The organism is Micromonospora gifhornensis (assembly GCF_016863515.1).
GTDB lineage: Bacteria > Actinomycetota > Actinomycetes > Mycobacteriales > Micromonosporaceae > Micromonospora > Micromonospora gifhornensis.
The window spans coordinates 1-4,473 of sequence record NZ_BOPA01000085.1 but is presented as its reverse complement, the minus strand read 5'-3'; the positions used below and the strand labels follow the sequence as shown (position 1 = coordinate 4,473).

At 75.5% G+C, this 4,473-nt stretch carries 2 protein-coding genes; both read right to left on the bottom strand.

The annotated features are described in order from the left end of the window. Window positions 1-184: polyketide synthase docking domain-containing protein (locus Vgi01_RS30175; RefSeq protein WP_204293327.1), on the bottom strand; the 184-nt coding region annotated here is incomplete at its 3' end. A gap of 13 nt (window positions 185-197) precedes the next feature. Continuing rightward, window positions 198-4,473 (bottom strand): type I polyketide synthase (locus tag Vgi01_RS30170; RefSeq protein ID WP_204293326.1); only part of this gene is annotated, 4,276 nt, incomplete at its 5' end.

Below are 4,473 nucleotides of genomic sequence, written 5' to 3'. Positions count from 1 at the left end.
CGGCCAGCACCAGATCCCACAGCTCGTCCGGTGAGGTGACGCCACCCGGGTAGCGGCAGCCCATGCCGACCACCGCGATCGGCTCCCGATCCTGGTCCTCGGCGGCCCGCAGCCGGGCCCGCAGGTCCTGTGAGTCGGCGATGGCGCGCTTGAGGTAGTCGCGCAACTTCTGCTCGTCGGCCACGGTCGTCTCCCGCTCAGTCGAGGTCGTCGATCAGCGCGAACAGCGCTTCGTCACTGGCTGTGTCAAGGTCAACGGTGGCCGGGGAATCGGGGGCCGCCAGGGTGAGCAGCTGCCGCAGCCGGTCGGCGATCGTGCCGTCGCCGGGTCCGCCGTCGCGCAGAAGTGCCTCCAGCCGGTCGAGTTCGGCGTGCACGCCGTCGTCGGGTGGGCTGTCGGCCATCAGGTCGTCCAGGTAGGCGACCAATGCGGCCGGGGTCGGGTGGTCGAACGCCAGCGTCGCGGGCAGCCGGTGCCCGGTCGCCGTACCGAGCCGGTTACGCAGCTCGACCGCGGTGAGCGAGTCGAACCCGAGGTCGGTCAGGGCGCGGTCCAGGTCGATGCCGTCCGGGTCGCTGCGGCCGAGCACACCGGCGACCTGCGCCCGTACCAGACCGGTGAGCAGGTCGCGTCGTTGTTCCGGTGGGCGGCCAGCCAGTTGTGCGGCCAGGGCGGGCCGGTCGGCGGCGACGGCCGCGGAGGCCGCGGGCAGGGCGGGCCCGGCCAGGTCGCGCAGCACGGCCGGCGGGTCGGTGAGGCGGCGGACGTCGAAGCGGGTGACCGCGAACGCCGGGCCGCCGTCGGTGAGGGCGGCGTCGAACAGCCGCATCGCTTCCTCGTCGGCAAGTGGCCGCAGTCCCAGCCGGGCCACCCGCTGCCGGTCGGTGTCGGACAGGTGCCCGGACAGGGCGCTGCTCTGTGCCCACAGGCCCCAGCCGAGGGAGACGGCGGGCAGTCCGGCCGCGCGGCGGTGCTGTGCCAGCGCGTCGAGGAAGGCGTTGGCGGCGGCGTAGTTGCCCTGTCCGGCGGTGCCGAGGGTGCCGGCCACCGAGGAGTACAGCAGGAACAGTGCCGGTGGCCGGTCGGCCGTCAGTTCGTGCAGATGCCAGGCGGCGTCCACCTTGGGTGCCAGCACATGGTCGAGGTCGTCGCCGGTCAGCGCGGTGACGGTGCGGTCACGGGTGGTGCCGGCGACGTGGGCGACGGCGGCGGGTGGTCGGTCGAGTCCGTCGAGCACGGCGGCGAGGGCGGCACGGTCGCTGACGTCGCAGGCGAGGGTGCGTACGGCAGCGCCGAGATCGGTCAGTTCTTCGGCGAGCCGGTCGGCGTCGGGGGCGGCCGGTCCGCGGCGGCTGAGCAGCACCAGGTCGGTGGCGCCGTACGCGGTGACCAGGTGTCGGGCCAGGACCGCGCCCAGCGCGCCGGTGGCCCCGGTGACGAGCACCGGTCCGCCGGACAGGTCCGGCCGGGCTTCGGTGCCGGCCCGGGTGACCGGGGCCAGGCGGGGTGCCAGCAGCCGACCGGCCCGGATCGCCGTCTGCGGTTCGGTGGTGGCGGCGACGGCGGCGAGGGCCGCCCAGGAGGGGTCGGTGTCGTCCACGTCGACCAGCCGGAAGCGGCCCGGCTGTTCGGCCTGAGCGGACCGGACGAGGCCCCACACCGCGGCCTGGACCGGGTCGGGGTCGGCGTCGGTGGTGGTCGCGACCGCATGCCGGGTCACCAGCACCAGTTCCGCGCGGGTGTCGTCGGCCAGCCAGCGGCGCAGCAGGTCGAGGGTGGCGGTCAGGCTCTGTCGTACCCGTTGCGGTGGGGTGGCGGCCGGGTCGCCGTCCGGGGCGGCCACGAACACCGCAGCTGTGGCGGGCAGGTCGCCGACCGTGGCGTACGCGGGAAGCCCGGTGGCATCCGGCAGGCCGAGCGTCGCCGCGTCCACCGGCGCGCCGTTCGGGGCAGGCACCGGACGCCAGGTGAGCCGGTGCAGCCCGTCCGGGACAGCGGTCGGGCCGGCGGCGCGGGGCAGCAACCGCAGCCGATCCACGGTCAGTACCGGACCGCCGGCCGGGTCGGTGGCGTTCAGCGACACCACCGTGCCGTCCTCGCCGGTCTCGTGGACGGTGAGGGTGACCCGCAGCGTGGACGCGCCGCTGGCGTGCAGGCGTACCCCGGTGAACGCGAACGGCAGCACCTCGGCGCCCACCTCGTCCGGTGCCGCGGCCACCAGGGGCAGCAGCGGGTGCAGCGCGGCGTCGAGCAGCGCGGGGTGCAGGGCGTAGCCGGCGGCCTCGGGCAGTTGGTCCTCGGCGAGGGTGACCTCGACGTACCGTTCGCCGGGGCGGCGCCACAGCCGGGTCATCCGGCGGAACGCCGGTCCGTAGTGGTAGCCGAGGCCGGCGAGCCGGTCGTAGACGTCGTCGAGCGCGACCGGTTCGGCGTCCTGCGGTGGCCACGGGCCGGACGGTGGGGCGGGCGTCGGTGCGGGGGTGAGCAGGCCGTCGGCGTGCCGGGTCCACGGGTGCCCGGCGGCGGCGCCGGCGGGGCGGGCGTACACGGCGACCGTGCGGCTGCCGTCGTCGGCCGGGGCGTCGGCCACCACCTGCACGGCGACCGGTTCGCGTCCGTCGAACGGCAGCGGGGTGCTCAGGGTCAGCTCGGCCAGTTGGTGGCAGGCGACCTGCGCGCCGGCCCGCAGCACCAGGTCGGTCAGGGCGCTGCCGGGTACCAGCGGGACGTCGCCGGGGCGGTGCTCGGCCAGCCAGGCGCCGCCGGTCGCATCGAGTCGGCCGGTCAGTACGGCGGTGTCCGAGCCGGCCACATCGACGGCCGCGCCGAGCAGCGGGTGGGCGGTGTCGTGCTGTCCGGCTGCGGCCGGGCCGGCGGCACGGGCGTCCAGCCAGTAGCGGCGGCGCCGGAACCGGTAGGTGGGCAGCGGCACCGGGCGGCTGCCGGGGTGTACCCGTTCCCAGTCCACCGGCACGCCCCGTCCGTGCAGCAGGGCCAGGACGGTGAGCACGGTCTCCGGCTCGTCGCGGCCGGCACGCAGCATCGGGGCGACGAGGCCGGGCGGGTCGCCCAGTGTGGCTGCGGCCAGTCCGGTCAGTACGGCGTCGGGACCGATCTCGACCAGGTCGGTGACGCCCGTACGGTGCAGGGTGCGGACCGCGTCGGCGAATCGCACCGGCTGCCGCACGTGCCGCACCCAGTAGTCGGCGCTGCGCAGCTCGCTGGCGGTAGCCGGGTCGCCGGTGGTGTCGGAGACGACGGTGAGCACGGGTTCGCGGAAGGTGAGTCCGTCGATCGCCTGGCGGAACTCGTCGAGCACACCGTCCATGTGGTGTGAGTGGAAGGCGTGGCTGACCGGCAGCGCGGTGGCCCGCCGGCCGCGGGATCGCCAGTGTTCGACGGTGTCCTGGACGGCGGCGCGGTCCCCGGCGACGACTGTGGATCGGGGGGCGTTGACTGCGGCCACGGTCAGGTCGGTACGGCCGGCCAGCCAGTCGCGGACCTCGTCTTCGGTGGCGTCCAGCGCGATCATCGCGCCGTCGTCGCGGGCGGCCTGCATGGCGTGGCCGCGGGCGGCGATCAGCCGGGCGGCGTCGGCCAGGTCGAACACGCCGGCGACGTGCGCGGCGGTGATCCCGCCGACAGAGTGGCCGAGGACGGTGTCCGGTCGTACCCCGCAGGCCTCCACATGCCGGTAGAGGGCGACCTCGGTGGCGAACAGCGCGGCCTGGGTGAACACGGTCTGGCCGAGCAGGGCCGCGTCGGCGCTGTCCGGGTCGGCGAACAGGATGTCGCGCAGCGGCTGGTCGAGGTGCCCGTCGAGGTGGGCGCACACGTCGTCGAGGGCGCGGCGGTACGGTGCCGACCGGTCGTACAGGGTGCGGCCCATGCCGATGCGTTGGCTGCCCTGCCCGGTGAACAGGAACGCGAGCCGGCCGCGCGGACCGGCCGGGCCGTGTGTCAGGCCGGGTGCGGATCCGCCGGTGGCCAGGGCTTCGAGGGCAGCGGCGCGGGTGTCCGGGTCGGTGCCGGTGACCACGGCCCAGCGGTGCAGGACGGTGCGGCGGGTCAGGGCGACCGCGACGCTTGTCGGGTCCGGGCGTTGGGGGCCGGTGACCAGGTCGTGCAGCGCGCGGGCCTGGTCGCTCAGGGCGGCGGGGTTGTGCCCGGACACCACCCAGGCGACCGGGCTGCCCGGTTCGGTGTCGGCGGCCGGTTCGGTGTCGGCGGCCGGGGCTTGTTCGAGGATGACGTGGGCGTTGGTGCCACTGATTCCGAAGGAGGAGACTGCGGCGCGGCGGGGGCGGCCGGTGTCGGGCCAGTCTTGCCGGGACGACAGCAGCCGCACCGCACCGGAGTCCCAGTCGACCATGGGTGACGGCACTTCACAGTGCAGTGAGCGGGGCGCCACTCCGGCCCGCATCGCCTGCACCATCTTGATCACACCACCCACACCGGCAGCGGCCTGGGCG